Raw genomic sequence first — 18,561 nt, forward strand, 5'->3', positions numbered from 1 at the left:
CCGTAAATAAGATTGTGCAAACTAGGTGCCAGTTTGTATATGGGCTATAGTTTCCAGGCACCAAATTTTTCGCCTCGTTTTGTCGGACCAAATGTGGAACCGCAGGGGTGTTAACACTGCAGGAGAGAAGAAGAATGAAAATTTTCCAACGGTACAACCCGCTTCAGGTGGCGAAGTACGTGAAAATCCTGTTCCGTGGACGGTTGTACATCAAGGACGTTGGCGCTTTTGAATTTGATAAGGGCAAAATTCTTATCCCAAAAGTGAAAGATAAGCAGCATTTATCCGTTATGTCTGAAGTAAACCGCCAGGTTATTCGTATGCAGGCGGAAATGGCTTAAATACCCATCATATTTCAAGCCGCAGGTGCGTTGGTTCGCCCCTTACTCCACTCACATAAAGGATGATGTTTCTGGAGATTAGTGGTCTTTGCCTCGTTACTGTTACTTGAATTATTTAGGGCATTAAAGCGAAGTAAAAAAAACGGCACCTGAGGGTGCCGTTAGTGTTTCTGACGTTTGAGAACTACGCTGCCGATTGTTCTTCTGAATCTGGCAGTTTTGGCGTCAACGGTGTCGGCTTATTGTCGATACGTGTTACCAGCAACTGGTCGATGCGGTAGTTATCGATATCCACCACTTCGAACTTATACCCGGAGAACTTCACCGAATCGGTACGTTTCGGGATTTTTCGCAGCATAAACATCATAAAGCCGCCGATGGTTTCGTAATTGCCAGACTGCGGGAACTCGTCGATATCCAGCACGCGCATCACGTCGTCAATCGGCGTTCCGCCCTCAACCAGCCACGAGTTTTCGTCACGCGCGACAATCTGCTCTTCCATGCCCTGGCCGACCAGGTCACCCATCAACGTGGTCATTACGTCGTTCAGCGTGATGATACCCACCACCAACGCATACTCGTTCATGATAACCGCGAAGTCTTCACCGGCGGTTTTGAAGCTTTCCAGCGCTTCGGAGAGCGTCAGTGTATCCGGCACAATCAGTGTATTACGCAGATGGACACCGCTGTTGAGTGCCATGCTCTGGTTGCCCAGCACGCGGTTCAGTAGCTCTTTGGAATCCACGTAGCCAACGATGTGGTCGATATCACCATTACACACCAGGAATTTGGAGTGTGGGTGCTCGGCAATTTTGTTCTTCAGACTCTGTTCGTCTTCGTGCAAATCAAACCAGATAACGTTTTCGCGCGATGTCATGGATGACGGCACAGTACGTGATTCCAGTTCAAACACGTTCTCAATCAGCTCATGTTCTTGCTTACGCAGCACCCCAGCCAGTGCACCAGCTTCAAACACGGCGTAGACATCATCAGAGGTGATGTCGTCATTACGCACCATCGGCAGTTTGAAAATGCGGAAAATGACGTTTGCCAGGCCGTTAAAGAACCACACCAGCGGGCGGAAGATAAACAGACAGAAGCGCATCGGGTTGATGATTCGCAATGCAACAGATTCAGGCGAAATCATACCGATGCGTTTCGGAGTGAGGTCTGCAAACAGAATGAACAAGCTGGTGACCAGCGTAAAGGAGATGATAAAGCTCAGTTGGTCAGCCATTTCTGGTGAGAAGAAACGCTCCAGAAGTACTTTAAATGCCGGGGAAAACGCCGCGTCGCCGACGATACCGCCGAGAATTGCCACCGCGTTCAGGCCAATCTGCACCACGGTAAAGAACATGCCAGGACTTTCCTGCATTTTCAGTACGCGTTGCGCGTTAAGGTTGCCATCATCAGCCAGCAGCTTGAGTTTGATTTTGCGGGAAGCAGCCAGTGAGATCTCCGAAATTGAGAAGAATGCACTGACGGAAATAAGAAGAAGTATTAATAAAATACTGTTTAACATAGTTTATCCGGCTTAGAGCCAGAGCCTCGGAAGGGTAGTTGAAAATCTAAGGGTTGATACGTTTTGACTGCCAGTCCGTGGAGGTTGGGCCAGCAATTTCAACGGGTAGTATAGCGTAAGGGTGTATGGGGCTGCCAGAGGGCATAATTTGGACGATAAATTGAGGCGTCAAAAATTCTTGTAGGGCGGGTAAGCGCAACTTCACCCACCCTACAATGGTGATTAATCACCCACCCAGTTTTTCTTCAAACCTTAACAAACGCCCGGCATTGCCCAGAACGAGCAGTGTACTTAGGTTATGCAACAGGGCGGCGACCACCGCACCTGAGGCTCCTAGCCAGCCAAATGCGGCGGCGACGACAATCACCAGCGTCCAGCCCAGCCCAATAAACACATTCATCTGTAAGGTGCGGCGGCACAGGCGGCTTAAGCGTACGCAGGTTCCCAGGCGGCGTAAGTCCCCGCCAATTAATACAATATCCGCTGATGCCATGGCGATATCCGAGTCACCTGCACCCATCGCAACGCCAACCACACCCGCTTTAATTGCCAGGGAGTCGTTGATCCCATCGCCGACGACCATTGGCCGGAAGCCATTGTCGATTTGCACGCTGACCTGCTGGAGTTTGTCTGCGGGTAATGCCCCCGCTATAACGTCTTTAATCCCTACGTTCTTCGCGATGCGTTGTGCCACAGCTTCGCGGTCGCCAGTCAGTAAGAGTTGATGGTTAAGCCCAAGATCACGCAGTTCCGCCATTGCACTGGCAGCTTCGTCGCGTAAGCTATCGGCCAGTAAAATCCAGCCACGGAAACGCCCCGCCAGCACCAGCCCAACTATCGGGCCATCATGTGGTGGTTCTTCCGGTAAATCCGCAACCTGAGTTTTGAGTAGTTCATATCGACCAAGAAACGCGTCACCCGCAGCGGTGGTTGCCGATACGCCCAGCCCCTGGTGTTCATGGACATTTTCAAGCTGCGGCCATGTGCTTTGAGGGGCGATATTGACCAGCGCCCGGCTTACCGGGTGGTTACTGGTGGCTCCAAGGCTCGCCGCCAGTGCAGACAGAACTTCAGGCGACTCACCTGCTTCAGGAATCAGCTCATGAAGTTGCAGCTTGCCGTGTGTTAGCGTGCCGGTTTTATCAATAATCACTGCATTCAGTTCGGCTAATTCTTCGAGGAAGGCTGCACCACGAATCAAAATACCGTGACGTGCGGCAACAGTTAGCCCAGCAATAGAAGTTGCCGGCGCGGAGAGCACCAGTGCACAAGGGCAGGCCGCTACCAATACCGCTAACATGGCCTGGTCGTTTTGCGTCAAAAACCAGGTGCTGGCGGCAATCAATAAAACCAGCAACAGATAACGCGCAGCGTGACGTTCAAGCAGGCGGGTAATCGGTGGGCTGGCTTGCTCGGCACTTTGCATCAATGCCACTACGCGCCCGAGCGTTGAGGTTTCACCGATGTGCGTCACTTCAATTCGCAACCGCCCATCAAGATTGATTGCACCACCGTAAACATTCATGCCGGGCTTTACTTCCAGCGGAACGGACTCACCGGTGATCGGTGCGGTATCCAGACTCGCCGCTCCTTCCAGCACTCGCCCGTCAGCAGGTAGCCGGTCGCCTGCGCGCACTTCGACAATGTCACCAGCTACCAGTTCATGGTTGTCAATTTCGTGCAGATTGCCATCTACGTCAAAGCGTCGCGCCCGGCTGTGGGTCAATTTGCTGAGCGCTTCAATAGCCTCTTGCGAGCCAATCATACTGCGTTCTTCAAGGATATGGCCGACGATCATAATCAGCGGCAGTAATGCGGCAGTGAGTAAATCCCCGGTCGCCCATGAGCCAATCAGCGCCAGCGCAACCAGTTGATCGGTGATGCCATGCAAGCTTGGGTAGCGCAGGCTGTAAAAGGCGTGGCGCAATACTGGAATGCCGACCATCAGCGATGCGGCACCCAGTAAAATATCGGCCACCGCGACTTGATCGGGTGCCAGGCCACGCCATAGCAAACCAAGAATTAATGTGCCGCTGGCGACCAGTGCCAGTATCAACTGGCGGGTAATCTGCCGTTGTTCCTGATGGCTCAGTGCGCCGCCGGGGTTAACAGTGTGGGTACTCATGGTTTCGAAGGTTCCTTTTGCCCGGCCGCTTGCAGGATCAAATTCGCATCATCTTTTGGAGAGACGGTAATGACGGATTCAGCCTGTGCCAGAATTGCCGCAATGCGCTCGCGATAAACCCGAGCTAACAGGTCAGGGTCGTTATGGCTGTTGGCCAGACGTGCCACCATCGCCGTGTCGGACTGCGCTTTCGCCACGCGTTCACGTGCCTGTGCCTGAGCAGTCTGGCGTGTCTGGTCAGCAAGTTGGGTGGATTTCTGGCGAATTAAAGAAGCATCGGTATTTGCGGTAGCAATCGCCTGTGACGCTTGCTGGCTGGCAGTTAATACCGCATTAAATGCGGTGACTGTGGTTTCCGGCAAGGTGGACTGCACGGTAACACGCTCAAGCGTTATCCCCAGATCGCTGCCTGATTGCGCAAGGCGTTGTAAATTTTGCTCAACGTTATGCTGAACATCAGCACGCAGGCGCTCGCGCTGCTCGGCGACATTTAAATCGCCGCTGACCATTTCCGGGCGGGCGACAAGAATAGTATCGAGATCGCGCGCGGCGCATACCGCAACGGCTGCACGTTCAACCAGCCGGTCGAGAGCCGGAATCACATGTTCGCCCTGCAATACATACGCCATTGGCGTGACAACACGGTAAAACACGCTGATATCTAACTGCACCACGCCTGAATCTCCAGTTAGCAGGTAACCGGAACCTGCCAGTGCATCGCTGCTGTTATCACCACGCGCATCGGCATGTTGTGCATCGAACGAGCGTAATAGCGCCGTAACGTGGTGTTCGATCACGCGGTCAGGTGCTGGCACCATCACCACATCGTTAATCGGCTTCGGCCAGGTGAGCAATAAACCCGGTTCGGCAATTCGTTGCTGTGCGCCGAAGTGCAGTACCACGGCGCGGCTGTCTGCGGGTATCTGGCGAATATTTGAAAACAACCAGGACGCTGCTGCCAGTAGTGTCAGCGCATACAGTGCGTAAAAGGCGAGGCGTATTGACTGCGTCCACGGGCCTGCAGGTTTATTTTTTTGATGCTCACTCATGAGTTTTATCCAGCTTTGGCCCTTCTACCAGCAGACGGAACGGTGCGGCATCAGTGCGTAACACCAGACGGGTGCTGGAATTAACCACGCCGCTGAGCGCATCAAGCTGGCGTAACAGGCTGTATAGCTGAGGTGAACTGGCGTACGCCTTGCCATAAATTTCGGCGGCTTGCGCCTGAGATTGCGCTTCGATATCGGCAGCCTGGACCTGTGCTTGTGCTTCCACAATGCGGGCATCACGCTCGGCTGCCGAGCGGATTTCCGCTGCTGCGCGTTTGCCTTCAGCGGTGCGTTCGGTCGCAATGGTTTCGCGCTCGGCACGCATCCGGTCGACTGTAGCGTTAAGCGTTACCGCGGGCAGGGTCAGGCGTTCGGTTCCAACCTGCACCAACCGAATGCCATAGCTTTCCAATAAGGGCTGGCTGATTTGCGCCTGCAGATGCGATTCAAACTGGTTTAACTGCACTTGTTTGCTATCGGTATTCACCAGTTGAGAGAGCGTAAAGCCACTTGCGGTGGTTTCGAGTGCCGAGCCGAGATAAGCACGAATTTGCCGTGCCGCTTCATCGGGCTGGTTTTGTACCGCGCGCATAAAGCGCTGCACATGTTCAGGGGTACTATCAACCTGCCAGACCGCATATGACTGCACAATGATGCGCAGCCCGTCGCGCGTGCCTACATCCTGCAAGCCGCTCGAAGTCGTTCGCAGGCGCAGATCTACGGCGGTCGACATTTCAAAAGGTGCGGGCAGGCGCCAAGCAAGACCCGGATTGAGCAGCACGCGTACCGGATTACCGAACCGGGTAATAATCAGCGATTCGCCAGAGCGAACCTGCACAAGGCTTGCGGCGGCGGCAAGAATGAGCACCAGCACACCTGCGCCAACAATGCGCTTCCAGGCTTTAGTGACAGGAGCGTCAGAATGGTGGCTGTGGTGGCAACCGCTGCTGCAACCATGATGATGTGAATGGCTCAACGGGAAGACTCCTGTGTCGGTTTGGAAGGTGCATCGTTACGTGCTGCCTGGCTTAATGAGGGAAACTCGCGCAGGTCGATAGTGGGCTGCGAGGTCGCGCCAATACGGTGGTCGATAATTAACAACGGGCTTTTGCCTAAAGTTTGATGCAACTGGCTAAACCATAATTCATCGACAAACACCTGGCCGGATTGCGCTACCGCTTGTTTCTGCGCGGCAAAACGCACCGCCGTTGACTGCGCTTTGCTGGTCACATCGGTGGCGTTCATTTGTGCCTGGTTCTGGCGCGTGGTAGCGGTAGTTTGCGCGCTGGCGGCCAGCTCTGCCGCATGTCCACGTTCGCGAGAAACGAGCGCCTGAGCCGAAATTTGCGCGGCCTGTACGCCATGGAAGGCATCGGCAGCCCCTGCCGGAGGGTGGATAGCTTCGACGACGGTCGAGAGCAGCTCTACACCACTATGTAAGTTGTCGAGTTTTTGCTGCACCGCCTGTTTAATCTGGCTTGCTAATTCGATGCGCTGTTCCCCCAGAAGCTGCTCAAGTGTCAGTGAGGAAAACTGATGCACCAGTACCTGGTTTGCGGCGCTGCGAATCAGCTCTGGCAAATTGGCGCTGTTATAGGTTGCCGCCAGTGCTGCGTTATCGGTTAACCCAACGCGCCACATAAAACGCACGTCGCTATTAATAATTTGCAGACCCTGTTGGTTTCCGCTTTGGCTGGCAATAATCTGAGCTTTATCAAAGCTATGAATTGCATCCCAGAGACGATCGGCGCTTTGAGGTGCGTTTCCTTCCGCATTCGCCAGCGGTTCTGAAGGAGCATCAGCTTCTTCTCCGGCTGCTAATTCATGAACCTGACCATTTTCCGCCAGTATCACCTGGCCAAATGGCCACGGCAGCCCGTAATGCAGGCCTGATGGCAACACGGCAACCGGTTTGCCAAAGCGTTCATAAATACCGCGTTGGGTTGGGGAAACCTGCTGCATTCCGGTCAATAGCCAACCGCAAAACAGCATGACTGCCAACACAGGTAAAAATGCCCGACGCAAAACCGTGAATGCCCAAAGCTGGCGTAAATCAATGCCAAAATGTTGGTGCAGCTCGCGCTGTAAAAAAAGTAGCGGGCGCGGCGGCCAGACAAGCTGTGCTGCCAGTTGGCTTTGAGCAAGGAACCTGGGTTCGCTGTCTTCTTCGCCCGGTGGAGTGAATAGTGAGAACAGGCCGCGCAGCAAAAACTCAATGGCGACCAACCCCACAAGGATCGCTGGCAGATTGACCAACACTGAGAGGTTTATTGTCGGGAATATCAGTGCTGGCAAAGAGAGAAATTGTACCGCGAGAGTCAGGCGTAATATCGGCGCAATGAATTTGGCTTCCGGCCAGGCTTCATTTGAGGTTGCTACCAGATGGCGCTCAGCAACCAGTGTGATAAACATCGCCAATGCAATAATACCGACCGCCACCCAGCGCAGGCTGCCGTCTTCCAGCGGAACGTAATGGGTTCCCCATCCTGCCTGCACGATGAATAACACGAATCCCGCCATCGAGGCCAGCCAGACACCATCACTCTTAAGTAACGCATTGATGCGTTCAACGTTGATGGGAATGAGTGCGCCAAGTCGTTGATAAATGGTTGGAGGTGGCTCTGCTTCAAGGGGCGTGGTTTCGGGTTTTAGTGCAGGGGAGAATTTTTCTGCCCGCCACTGGCAAATTCGCTGTGCATTAAATACGGTGGTAGCGAGCAAGATGAGCAAGGCGGCCTGGCTGCTTAACAAGGCCGTCCAGCGTGAAGATGGCTCAATAATGCTGACAATCAGCGCCACCACAATCATCAAAAAAATTAGCGCACTTAATCCGAAGACTAATCTTGCAGTAAGCATCGACTGCGATGACGCTAAAGAGTAACGAGCCTGAGAAGTTAACGGTGAAGATTCCGTTGGTTCAGAAAATTGGGAGGGCTGCATGGAGTCATTACATTCGGGCGCACAATATCTGCGTCATTGGGTTTATTTGTTACCATATAACATATCACAGGCGTGATTTAACCGTAAACGCAGCGTGGGTAACCGTTTGTACAAATGGGGCGTGGAACGTGGTTTTGTCGGGTGGATAAGCACAAGTGTCATCCACCCTTTATGCGAGTTTTATCGAATGGCGCTGACGCTTATCCGACCTACTAAGGGATTTAGCCTTGCGGCGGCAGACACACACCAATCCCACCGATGCCACAATATCCATATGGATTTTTGTGCAGATACTGCTGGTGGTCATCCTCGGCATAATAGAATGGGCCGGCGTTGGCGATTTCAGTCGTGATATGACGGTCGTCTCCGGCGAGCGTCATTGCTTCCTGGAAGCGTGCAAAGCTTGCACGCGCGGCGGCATCCTGCTCTGGTGTGAGTGGGTAAATTGCGGAACGATATTGTGTGCCAACATCGCCACCCTGGCGCATTCCCTGGGCCGGGTCGTGATTTTCCCAGAATACTTGCAACAATTGCTCGTAACTCACTACTTGGGGGTCGTAAACCACGCGCACCGCTTCTGTATGCCCGGTCATTCCGCTACACACTTCGCGATAAGTTGGGTTAGGCGTAAAGCCCCCGGCATAACCTGCGGCGGTGCTGTAAACCCCTGGAATTCTCCAGAACATGCGTTCAACGCCCCAGAAACAACCCATCGCAAAATAAGCGATTTCCATCCCTTCTGGTACATTTGTCATGGAGTGCTCGTTTACCGCATGCAAAGTGGCGATCGGCATCGGGGTATTGCGACCAGGCAACGCTTCTGACTGTGTCACGGGATGGGTTTTCTCAAATAATTTCATCAGTCGTGCTCTCCCGATGTTGGCTAAATTTAACAACAACCGCCGTGCGGTTGTAACGAGGCGTGTTATTGCAGACAATAACTCCTCTGTATGAGACTACAGTACATATAAGAATTATTTGGGTTATTGTGCAGTTTTCAACCCCAATTGTTGGGGTTTTGTTAAAGCGTTTCCTTCCAGGGGTGGGAACAAGGATATTCAGGAGAAAACGTGCCACGATTTCGTATTATTTGCTCGGCTTGCCTATGCATGGTAAGCACGTGGGCCAGCGCTGCCAACGTGCGTTTACAGGTGGAAGGGCTAAGCGGTGAACTGCAAAAAAACGTTCGCGCTCAGCTTTCAACTATCCAGAGTGATGAAGTTACGCCCGACAGGCGTTTCCGTGCGCGTGTGGATGACGCTATACGAAATGGTTTGAAAGCGCTCGGCTATTACGAGCCAACCATTGATTTTGACCTGCGGCCACCACCAGCCAAAGGACGCCAGGTTTTGATTGCCAAAGTCGATCCCGGCCCGCCAGTATTGATAGGCGGTACCGACGTGATTCTGCGCGGCGGTGCGCGTGACGATAAAGACTACATCGCGTTGCTCAGTGAGCGCCCGAAGATTGGCACTATCCTCAATCACCACGATTACGACAGCTTCAAAAAAGATCTTTCCAACATTGCGGTGCGAAAGGGCTATTTCGACAGTGAATTCCTCAAAAGCCAGCTAGGCGTTTCGCTTGAGCGCCGCCAGGCGTTCTGGGACATCGATTACAACAGTGGCGAGCGTTATCGTTTTGGCGCCGTGACTTTCGAAGGCTCACAAATTCGCGAAGAGTATCTGCAAAACCTTGTGCCTTTTAAACAGGGTGATTACTACCAGTCGAAAGACCTTGCGGAACTGAACCGCCGTTTATCTGCGACAGGTTGGTTTAATTCGGTGGTAGTTGCGCCGGAATTCGACAAGTCTCGCGAAACTAAAGTATTGCCGTTGCATGGTGTTGTGTCACCACGTACGGAAAACACCATCGAAACCGGTGTGGGTTATTCCACCGATGTGGGGCCGCGCGTAAAAGCGACGTGGAAAAAGCCGTGGATGAACTCTTACGGCCACAGCCTGACCAGTAGCGCCAGTATTTCAGCGCCTGAGCAAATTCTTGATTTCAGCTATAAAATGCCGCTGCTTAAAAACCCGCTGGAACAATATTATTTGGTACAGGGCGGTTTCAAACGCACAGACCTGAACGACACTAAATCTGACTCCAGCACCCTCGCAGTCTCACGATACTGGGATTTATCCAGCGGTTGGCAGCACGCCATTAACCTACGCTGGAGCCTCGATCACTTTACCCAGGCTGACGTAACTAACACCACGATGCTGCTTTACCCAGGACTTAGCCTCAACCGTACTCGCTCGCGTGGCGGCCTGATGCCGACCTGGGGCGATTCACAGCGCTATTCCATTGACTGGTCTGATACCACCTGGGGTTCTGATGTCGACTTCGGGGTATTCCAGGCGCAGCAGGTCTGGATTCGAACGTTGCAGGAAAAGCACCGTTTTGTCGTGCGTGGCAATGTGGGTTGGATTGAAACCAATAACTTCGACAAAGTGCCGCCAGATTTGCGCTTCTTTGCCGGTGGCGACCGCAGTATTCGCGGCTATTCCTACAAATCCATCTCTCCTGAAAACGATAAAGGCGAACTGACCGGTGCGTCAAAAATGCTTACCGGATCGCTGGAGTATCAATACAACGTTACCGGGAAATGGTGGGGGGCGGTTTTCGTCGACTCTGGCGAAGCGGTCAACGATATCAAACAGAGTAACTATAAAACGGGTGCGGGCTTTGGCGTGCGTTGGCAGTCACCGGTTGGGCCAATCAAACTCGATTTAGCGGTCCCGGTGGCTGATAAAGATGAGCACGGTTTACAGTTTTACATCGGTCTGGGGCCTGAACTATGAGTCGTTGGAAGAAAATAAGCCTCGCGGTGTTGGTTTTTGTCGCGCTGCTGATTGGCGCGGTGGGTTTTCTGGTAGGCACCACTACCGGTCTGCACCTCTTATTTAATGCCGCAAACCGCTGGGTGCCGGGGCTGGATATTGCCAGCGTCACCGGCGGCTGGCGTAATCTGACTATCAAAGGCTTGCGCTATCAACAGCCGGGCGTGGACGTAACGGCGGGTGAAGTTAATCTCGCGGTGAAATTAGGTTGCCTGCGTGATAGCAGCTTGTGCGTGAATAATCTCTCGCTTAAAGACGTCGACGTCGTTGTTGATAGCAAGAAAATGCCACCGGCAGCGAAGGTTGAGGAAGAGGACACTGGCCCGCTCAATCTCACCACGCCATACCCGATTACGTTAAGCCGCGTGGCGCTTAATAATGTCAATATCAAAATCGATAACACCACCGTTTCGGTGATGGAATTTACCTCCGGCCTGAACTGGCAAGAGCGCAATCTGACGGTTACCCCAACCAATCTCGAAGGTCTGCTGATTGCGCTGCCAAAAGTTGCCAAAGTCGCGCAGGAAGAGGTGGTTGAGCCAAAGATCCAGAACCCACAGCCAGAAGAGCTGCCGCTGGGCGAAACGCTCAAACAGTTGTTTGAAAAACCTGTTTTGCCAGAAATGACCGATGTGCATTTGCCGCTGAACCTGAATATTCAGGAGTTCCGTGGGGCGAACTTACGCCTGACGGGTGACACTGATTTATTGGTCAGCAGCCTGTTGCTAAAAGTCAGCAGCATTGACGGCTCTCTTAAGCTTGATGCGCTGGATGTTGATTCCTCGCAAGGGCTGGTTAATGCCACCGGCAGCGCGGAATTACGCGACAAGTGGCCGGTGGATTTAACTTTAAACACCACGCTGAATATTGACCCAATCAAAGGCGAAAAGGTGAAGATGAAGATTGGTGGGGAGCTGCGGGATGTGCTGAAAGTGGGCATGAATCTCTCAGGCCCGGTTGATCTTGAACTCACTGCGCAAACTCAGCTTGCTGAGGCAGGCTTGCCGCTCAATCTTGAAGTGGTCAGTAAGCAGCTGTATTGGCCATTTACCGGGAAGAAAGAGTACCAGGCCGACAACCTGAAGCTGAAATTCAGCGGCAAAATGACCGACTATAAATTGTCGTTCCGTAGCGATGTGAAAGGTGAGCAAATTCCGCCAGCCACCATCACGCTGGATGCGACAGGCAACGAGCAACAGCTTAATCTCGATAAGCTACGAGTTGCTGCGTTGCAGGGCAATACTGACTTGAAAGCAGTACTTGACTGGAGCAAAGCCATTAGCTGGCGCGGCGAGCTGAAACTTGACGACATCAATACGGCGAAGCAATTCCCTGACTGGCCTGCGAAACTCGACGGCCTGGTGAAAACCAGCGGCAGTTTGTATGGCGGCAGTTGGCAGATGGATGTCTCCGAGCTAAAACTTGCCGGAAATGTCAAAAATAACAAACTAAACGTTACCGGAAAGCTCAACGGCAACAGTTACATGCAGTGGAAAACCCCTGGCCTGCATATTGAGCTGGGGCGCAACAGTGCTGATGTTAAAGGGGAATTAGGGCCAAAGGATCTCGAGCTTGATGCCACCATCGATGCACCGAATCTCGACAATGCTTTACCAGGACTTGGCGGCACAGCGAAAGGCACGATTAAAGTGCGTGGCGATGTAAAAGCGCCACAGCTGCTGGCAGATCTTACCGCGAATAACCTCCGCTGGCAGGAGCTGTCGATTGCTCGAGTCTTGCTGAAAGGGGATGTGAAATCCACCGATCAAATCGCCGGGAATCTGGATCTGCGCGTTGAGCGTATTTCTCAGCCTGGTGTCGATCTCAGCCTTGTAACGCTTGACGCAAAAGGCTCCGAAAAACAGCACCAGCTAAAACTGCGTATCCAGGGTGAACCTGTGTCCGGGCAGCTTGATTTGAGCGGCAGCTTTGACCGTGCGCAGGAGCGCTGGCGTGGCACTCTTAGCAATACGCGCTTTGAAACGCCGGTTGGCCCATGGTCGCTGAACCGCACGCTGGCGCTCGATTACCGCAACAAAGAGCAGAAAATCAATATCGGTGTGCATTGCTGGACTAACCCGAATGCAGAACTTTGTGTACCGCAGCCGATTGATGCAGGTGCGAAAGGACGGGCGTTGGTCAATCTGAACCGCTTTGATCTGGCGATGCTCAAACCGTTTATGCCGGCTGATACGCAGGCGGTAGGCACGTTCAGTGGCCGGGCGGATGTTAGCTGGGATGCTGAGTCAGGCGGTTTGCCGCAGGGCTCTGTCACGCTGCAAGGCAACGGCGTGAAAGTGACTCAGATGGTTAACGATAGCCCGTTACCGGTGGCATTCGACACGCTCAATCTCAATGCGGAGCTCAAAAACAACCAGGCGAAACTTGGCTGGCTTATTCGTGTTGCCAATAACGGCCAGCTTGATGGACAGGTGCAAATTACCGATCCGCAAGGCCGCCGTAATTTGGGCGGTAACGTGAATATGCGTAATTTTGATCTGGCCATCGCTAACTCCATATTCTCACGTGGAGAAAAAGCCGCAGGGAAGTTGAACGCCAATCTGAGGCTTGCAGGAAATGCAGAACGGCCGCAGTTGTTCGGCCAGTTGCAGCTAAATGGCGTTGATATCGACGGCAACTTTATGCCGTTTGATATGCAGCCAAGTCAGCTGGCGATGAACTTTAACGGCATGAACTCGACGCTTGCGGGAACGGTACGCACCAAACAGGGTGATATTGCTCTGAGTGGCGATGCCGACTGGACGCAAATCGACAACTGGCGAGCACGCGTGGCGGCGAAAGGCAATAAGGTGCGTATTACTGTGCCTCCGATGGTGCGCCTTGATGTTTCGCCTGACGTTGAGTTTGTTGCGACTCCGAGCTTGTTCACGCTTGATGGGAGTGTCGATATCCCGTGGGCTCGCATTGTGGTGCATGAAGTCCCTGAAAGCTCCGTTGGCGTTTCCAGTGATGAAGTTATGCTGGATAAAGATCTGAAGCCGATTAAACCGCAAACGGCAAGCATTCCTATCAACAGCAACCTGGTTATTCACGTTGGCAACAATGTGCGCCTCGATGCGTTTGGTTTGAAGGCTCGTTTGAATGGTGATTTAAAAATGGTGCAGGACCGCCAGGGTCTCGGCCTGAACGGGCAGATCAATATTCCTGAAGGGCGCTTCCATGCGTATGGACAGGATCTGATCGTGCGTAAAGGCGAGCTGTTATTCTCAGGTCCACCGGACCAGCCATTATTAAATATCGAAGCGATTCGTAACCCAGAAGCGACAGAAAACGACGTAATAGCCGGTGTTCGTGTCACGGGAACAGCAGATGAGCCGAAAGCTGAGATATTTTCTGATCCAGCCATGTCACAGCAAGAAGCCTTGTCCTACCTGCTTCGCGGGCAAGGTTTAGATAATTCTGGCGACGATGGTAACGCCATGACATCAATGCTTGTTGGCTTGGGGGTTGCACAAAGTGGTCAGGTTGTGGGTAAAATCGGCGAGACGTTTGGCGTAAGCAATCTGGCGCTTGATACCGCAGGGGTGGGGGATTCCTCACAAGTGGTGGTCAGTGGCTATGTACTGCCAGGTCTCCAGGTTAAATATGGAGTGGGTATTTTTGACTCATTGGCGACACTAACACTGCGTTATCGCCTGATGCCTAAGCTGTATCTGGAAGCGGTGTCTGGTATCGATCAGGCACTTGATCTGCTTTATCAGTTTGAGTTTTAGCTATGCGAATTTTTGTTTACGGCAGTTTACGACGCAAGCAAGGTAACAGTCACTGGATGACCAACGCCCAGTGGCTTGGGGATCATCATGTTGAAAATTACGCTTTATATAACCTTGGCCATTATCCGGGAGTAGTGCCGGGTGAGGGTTCTGTGGTGGGTGAAGTGTATCGCATTGATGCTTCTACACTCTCTGAGCTTGACGCTTTGCGCACTAAAGGTGGCGAGTATAAACGTCAGCTAATTCAGACACCTTACGGCAGTGCATGGATGTACGTGTACCAACGACCGGTGGATGGATTAACCCGCATAGAAAGCGGAGACTGGTTGGATAAAGATCAGTTCTAGTTCATTCCCAAAGCGGCCACTCACTCGAGTGGCCGTTTCTCTTGCGAGCATAAAAAAACACCGCCAGTTGGCGGTGTTTTTACAAGCATTCAGCGAGGCGAGAATTACTTCTTAGCGCGCTCGAAGGAAGCAACGATTTCAGCTTTAGCAGCTGCTGCGTTGTCCCAGCCTTCAACTTTAACCCATTTGCCTTTCTCGAGAGCTTTATACTGCTCGAAGAAGTGGGAGATCTGCGCTTTCAGCAGTTCTGGCAGATCGTTCACATCTTTAATGTGATCGTATTCTTTGCTCAGTTTAGTGTGCGGAACCGCAACCAGCTTGGCATCTTCGCCAGCTTCGTCAGTCATTTTCAACACGCCAACTGGACGGCAACGAATAACAGAACCTGGTTGCAGTGGGTATGGAGTTGGGACCAGAACGTCAACCGGGTCACCGTCTAAAGACAGGGTGTGGTTGATGTAACCGTAGTTGCACGGATAGAACATTGCTGTAGACATGAAACGGTCAACGAACAGTGCGCCGGTGTCTTTATCAACTTCATATTTGATAGGATCAGCGTTTGCTGGGATTTCGATAACAACGTAGATGTCTTCTGGCAGATCTTTGCCCGCAGGGACGTTGAGTAAGCTCATCTCTTTTTCCTTTAAACTGGTGTCATTCAAGTGCCGGGTATTATAGCTAACTGCTCCTAAAAGTCTTTTTCTCTTTTTTTACCCGTCATACTTCGAACTACAGCGGCGTTGGTTGCACTTACTCATCCCAGTCACCTACCTTAGTAAGCTCCAGGGGATTCTTGAGCTTGCCGCCTGGCTGTAACTCGAATTATTCAGATTAAATTTTTTTGTTTCTCCCACATCCCTTTTCAGAACCTTCCGACAACGGAAAAATCCATAAACATAGCCGTATTCTTTATAAAGTTGTGTAAGCGGTTACAAGGTTATGCGCGACTTGTTGGAATTGTGATGTAACTCATTCTGTTACACCACACGTCGTCTATAGTTTTTTCGACGCCCAGATTTTAACCAACAATAACCCTACGAGGATGTCCCTATGTGGAAGCGCTTACTTTTGGTCTCTGCAGTCTCCGCAGCCATGTCGTCTATGGCAATAGCTGCTCCGTTAACGGTCGGATTTTCGCAGGTAGGTTCTGAATCCGGCTGGCGTGCAGCAGAAACATCGGTTGCGAAGAGCGAGGCTCAGAAGCGTGGTATCACGCTGAAAATCGCAGACGGCCAACAAAAACAAGAAAACCAGATTAAAGCGGTACGTTCATTCATCGCCCAGGGCGTAGACGCAATCTTCATTGCGCCAATCGTCGCCACGGGTTGGGAGCCAGTATTACAAGAAGCAAAAGAGGCAAAAATCCCAGTCTTCCTGCTCGACCGTAATATCGATGTGAAAGATAAATCGCTGTACATGACCGTCGTTACCGCCAACAACGTGCTGGAAGGACAGTTGATTGGTGAATGGCTGCTTAAAGAGCTGAACGGTAAGCAATGTAACGTGGTTGAACTGCAAGGCACCGTGGGTGCGAGCGTGGCAATCGATCGTAAGAAAGGTTTCGCCGACGCTATTTCTAAAGCGTCGAACGTGAAAATCATTCGTTCTCAGTCTGGCGACTTTACCCGCAGCAAAGGTAAAGAAGTTATGGAGAGCTTCATCAAAGCTGAGAACAATGGCAAAAACATCTGCATGGTTTATGCACATAACGATGACATGGTGATCGGTGCGATTCAGGCCATCAAAGAAGCGGGCCTGAAACCAGGCAAAGACATTCTGACCGGTTCAATTGATGGCGTGCCGGATATCTACAAAGCGATGATCGACGGCGAAGCGAACGCAAGCGTTGAACTGACGCCAAACATGGCAGGTCCGGCGTTCGATGCACTCGAGAAGTTCAAAAAAGACGGCACCATGCCTGAAAAAGTAACCATCACCAAGTCCACACTGTATCTCCCGGACACGGCGAAAGAAGAGCTCGAGAAGAAGAAGTCGATGGGTTACTGATGAGTTACGCCCCTCCCGAAACGGAGGGGTTGTTTTATGTAGGGCGGATAAGCGTAGCGTCATCCGCCATTAAGGCACGGGCCAGGTTGAGGGCGCTGCTGCTTATCCCACCCTACAGTTGTGCGTTGGCAGGAGTGCGTTCATGAACACAAACAACAATCAGGAAATTCTGCGCACGGAAGGCTTATCAAAACATTTCCCAGGCGTTAAGGCGCTCGATAAAGTGGATTTCAGCCTCAATCGTGGCGAAATCATGGCGCTACTGGGTGAAAACGGAGCAGGGAAATCAACGCTTATCAAAGCACTTACCGGAGTTTACCAGCGCGATAGCGGCAATATTTATCTTGAAGGGGAGCTGATTTCCCCGAAAAATACCGCCCATGCCCAACAGCTTGGCATCGGTACGGTGTATCAGGAAGTGAACCTGCTGCCGAATATGTCGGTGGCGGATAATCTGTTTATCGGCCGCGAGCCGCGCCGCTTTGGATTTATACAACGCAAAGAGATGGAACAGCGCGCTACACGCCTGATGGAATCCTACGGGTTTTCGCTGGACGTCGCCGAGCCGCTCAACCGCTACTCCGTGGCGATGCAGCAAATCGTTGCCATTTGCCGGGCCATCGATCTCTCCGCCAAAGTGCTGATCCTCGACGAACCCACCGCCAGCCTCGACACCAAAGAAGTCGAAATGCTTTTTACCCTGATGCGTCAGCTGCGCGATCAGGGCGTGAGCCTGATCTTCGTCACCCATTTCCTCGATCAAGTTTATGAAGTCACCGATCGTATTACTGTTCTGCGCAATGGATCGTTTGTTGGTACGCGAAATACAAAAGATCTGCCGCAGATCGAACTGGTGAAAATGATGTTGGGGCGCGAGTTGGAAACCAACGCGCTGAACCGCGCGGGCCGCACATTGCTGAGCGACAAACCGGTCGCCGCGTTTAAAGATTTCGGTAAGAAAGGGGTGATCAATCCGTTTGATTTGGAGGTTCGCCCTGGCGAGATCGTTGGCCTGGCGGGCTTATTAGGCTCCGGTCGTACCGAAACCGCTGAAGTCATTTTTGGGATCAAGCCCGCAGATAGCGGCAACGCCTGGATCAAAGGCAAACAGCAATCACTGCGTTCGCCGCATAAGGCATCATCGCTCGGCATTGGTTTCTGCCCGGAAGACAGGAAGACAGACGGCATTATTGCCGCCGCTTCGGTACGTGAAAATATCATTCTGGCCTTGCAGGCTCAGCGCGGCTGGTTAAGGCCGATCCCTAAACGTGAGCAGTATCAGATAGCGGAACGGTTTATCCGCCAGCTGGGCATCCGCACGCCAGGGCCGGATCAGCCGATTGAATTTCTTTCAGGCGGTAATCAGCAAAAAGTTCTGCTGTCGCGCTGGCTGCTGACCAAACCACAGTTCCTGATCCTTGACGAACCCACTCGTGGGATCGATGTGGGCGCGCACGCTGAAATTATCCGTTTGATAGAAACACTGTGTGCCGATGGCTTGGCGCTGCTGGTTATCTCATCTGAACTCGAGGAGCTGGTGGGTTATGCGGATCGCGTGATCATCATGCGTGACAGGCAGCAAGTGGCTGAGATCCCGCTCGCAGATCTTTCCGTATCGGCCATTATGAATGCCATTGCGGCATAAGGAGTAAC

13 protein-coding genes are annotated in these 18,561 nt (G+C 52.3%); 6 read left to right on the plus strand and 7 right to left on the minus strand.

From position 1 onward, the window contains the following. The first annotated feature begins 134 nt into the window (after positions 1-134). The gene (locus M979_RS19910) at positions 135-341 is read left to right on the plus strand and encodes a DUF1107 domain-containing protein (protein ID WP_034461209.1); all 207 of its coding nucleotides are present in this window, start codon (positions 135-137) and stop codon (positions 339-341) included. Positions 342-525: 184 nt separating this feature from the next. Here M979_RS19910 and paeA read toward each other — a convergent pair whose 3' ends face one another. The 6 genes from paeA to msrA all read right to left on the minus strand — a co-directional run bounded on the left by paeA (position 526) and on the right by msrA (position 8,837). After that, a complete protein-coding gene (gene paeA / locus M979_RS19915; protein WP_034461211.1) occupies positions 526-1,863 on the minus strand; it encodes a polyamine export protein PaeA in 1,338 nt (445 codons plus the stop codon). A gap of 226 nt (positions 1,864-2,089) precedes the next feature. Beyond that, a complete protein-coding gene (locus tag M979_RS19920) occupies positions 2,090-3,988 on the minus strand; it encodes a heavy metal translocating P-type ATPase (protein ID WP_064556143.1) in 1,899 nt (632 codons plus the stop codon). Continuing rightward, positions 3,985-5,037 (minus strand): SPFH domain-containing protein, encoded by a 1,053-nt coding sequence (locus tag M979_RS19925; RefSeq protein WP_064556144.1) that lies wholly within the window; start codon positions 5,035-5,037, stop codon positions 3,985-3,987. The genes M979_RS19920 and M979_RS19925 overlap by 4 nt, the downstream gene beginning before the upstream one ends. After that, a complete protein-coding gene (gene hflC / locus M979_RS19930; RefSeq protein ID WP_034461223.1) occupies positions 5,030-6,013 on the minus strand; it encodes a protease modulator HflC in 984 nt (327 codons plus the stop codon). Before hflC ends, M979_RS19925 begins: the two co-directional genes overlap by 8 nt. Further along, positions 6,010-7,977 carry a protease modulator HflK gene (gene hflK, locus M979_RS19935; protein ID WP_064556145.1) on the minus strand — a complete coding sequence of 656 codons (1,968 nt, stop codon included), beginning with the start codon at positions 7,975-7,977 and terminating at the stop codon, positions 6,010-6,012. The genes hflC and hflK overlap by 4 nt, the downstream gene beginning before the upstream one ends. A 221-nt stretch (positions 7,978-8,198) precedes the next feature. After that, a complete protein-coding gene (msrA, locus tag M979_RS19940; protein WP_064556146.1) occupies positions 8,199-8,837 on the minus strand; it encodes a peptide-methionine (S)-S-oxide reductase MsrA in 639 nt (212 codons plus the stop codon). A gap of 249 nt (positions 8,838-9,086) precedes the next feature. Between msrA and tamA the strand changes: the two genes are divergently transcribed. Genes tamA through M979_RS19955 form a run of 3 tightly spaced genes read left to right on the plus strand, consistent with a single transcriptional unit; the run spans position 9,087 to position 14,901 of the window. Then, positions 9,087-10,781 carry an autotransporter assembly complex protein TamA gene (gene tamA / locus M979_RS19945; RefSeq protein WP_122974066.1) on the plus strand — a complete coding sequence of 565 codons (1,695 nt, stop codon included), beginning with the start codon at positions 9,087-9,089 and terminating at the stop codon, positions 10,779-10,781. Continuing rightward, positions 10,778-14,554 carry an autotransporter assembly complex protein TamB gene (gene tamB / locus M979_RS19950; protein WP_064556147.1) on the plus strand — a complete coding sequence of 1,259 codons (3,777 nt, stop codon included), beginning with the start codon at positions 10,778-10,780 and terminating at the stop codon, positions 14,552-14,554. Before tamA ends, tamB begins: the two co-directional genes overlap by 4 nt. Positions 14,555-14,556: 2 nt before the next feature. Then, the gene (locus tag M979_RS19955; RefSeq protein WP_034461235.1) at positions 14,557-14,901 is read left to right on the plus strand and encodes a gamma-glutamylcyclotransferase family protein; all 345 of its coding nucleotides are present in this window, start codon (positions 14,557-14,559) and stop codon (positions 14,899-14,901) included. A gap of 104 nt (positions 14,902-15,005) precedes the next feature. Here the strand turns inward: M979_RS19955 and ppa are convergent, their stop codons facing one another. After that, entirely contained in the window at positions 15,006-15,533 is a 528-nt protein-coding gene (ppa, locus tag M979_RS19960; protein WP_034461237.1) for an inorganic diphosphatase, read from the minus strand. Positions 15,534-15,951: 418 nt separating this feature from the next. Between ppa and ytfQ the strand changes: the two genes are divergently transcribed. Further along, a complete protein-coding gene (gene ytfQ, locus M979_RS19965; RefSeq protein ID WP_034461239.1) occupies positions 15,952-16,908 on the plus strand; it encodes a galactofuranose ABC transporter, galactofuranose-binding protein YtfQ in 957 nt (318 codons plus the stop codon). Positions 16,909-17,050: 142 nt separating this feature from the next. After that, complete coding sequence (gene ytfR / locus M979_RS19970) at positions 17,051-18,553, plus strand: galactofuranose ABC transporter, ATP-binding protein YtfR (protein ID WP_064556148.1); 1,503 nt, start codon at positions 17,051-17,053, stop codon at positions 18,551-18,553. Positions 18,554-18,561: the final 8 nt, after the last annotated feature.

It is taken from the genome of Buttiauxella noackiae ATCC 51607, from assembly GCF_001654865.1.
In the GTDB taxonomy this organism is placed as follows: domain Bacteria; phylum Pseudomonadota; class Gammaproteobacteria; order Enterobacterales; family Enterobacteriaceae; genus Buttiauxella; species Buttiauxella noackiae.